A 1,005-nucleotide genomic window follows, 5' to 3' on the forward strand; every position below is an offset into this window, starting at 1 on the left:
GTGTCCCGACCGTGCGGGCCGGGTGTGGGGCCGGTCGGGGCGGTCGGGTTGACTGGTCGCCGTGGACGACTCGATCTGGGCGGCGGCCCGGGCTGCGCGGAGCTGGCTGGACGCGGCGAACGGCACCGGGCAGACGGAACTGACCTGCCGCATCCTGAAGCTGACCGAGGAGGCCGGGGAGGCGTCAGCCGCCTGGATTGGTCTGCTCGGGCAGAATCCGCGCAAGGGTGTCACCCACACCCGCGAGGACGTGGCGGCCGAGTTGGCCGACGTGGTGTTCACCGCGCTCGTAGCCATCGAGAGTCTCGGACTCGACGCACAGACCGTTCTGGGGGCCTGTGCCGAAAAGGTCCGCTCTCGCCTGGAGGGCTGACGCCCTCCATGATCGGCACGGTGTCGGCGAGGTGGGTGTGTCCGGCTGGCCGGATGCCGCGATATCGCCGATCTGGAGTCGATCAGGCCGGGTGTCCGGTAAGACCGGTTGGGGTCGTGCCGGTTGGGTGGGATGTCCGTTTCTGGGGGTTGTTGGGGTGTGACCGGGTGCATCCGTGGGCTGGAATCGTGGCGGGCGGGGGGTCGTTACATACCCTGACGATCGCAGGACCACGGCCAGCCGCCCCGCCCGCTCAACCGGGATGGGAATGGCCGGCCCGGCCGGGTCGTTGCAGACCCCCGGAACGACCGTGGGCTCGCCCCCGGGTCCGCTATTCGGCCCCGGTGGCCCGGGAATGACCCCGGCCCGACGGTCGTTACACACGGTCCCGGCGCCACGAGCCCCCGCTCGTAGGCCGCCGCCCCCGGCGCCACGAGCGATCAGCCCGTAGGCCGCCCCCAAGCTTTCCCCGCTTGATAGTGCAGCGCCCGACGAGGTGCTCACACCCGCGCCACCGCTTCCCCCGAACGGTGCGCAGGTGTTCCTACCCCCGAAGGAGCTACCCCCATGAACACGATCTTCCGTAAGAGCATGCTGTCCGTTGCTGGTCTCGCGTTCGCCGGTGGTGTCTT

General features: G+C 70.2%; 1 protein-coding gene. It reads left to right on the plus strand.

Annotated elements, in window-relative coordinates; genetic code table 11:
* Positions 1–61: 61 nt before the first annotated feature.
* Positions 62–373, plus strand: coding sequence for a MazG-like family protein (locus ABZU53_RS27330; protein ID WP_354863357.1), 312 nt, complete (start codon positions 62–64; stop codon positions 371–373).
* Positions 374–1,005: the final 632 nt, after the last annotated feature.

This window comes from Micromonospora sp. NPDC005194, assembly GCF_040608335.1.
Classification (GTDB): domain Bacteria; phylum Actinomycetota; class Actinomycetes; order Mycobacteriales; family Micromonosporaceae; genus Micromonospora.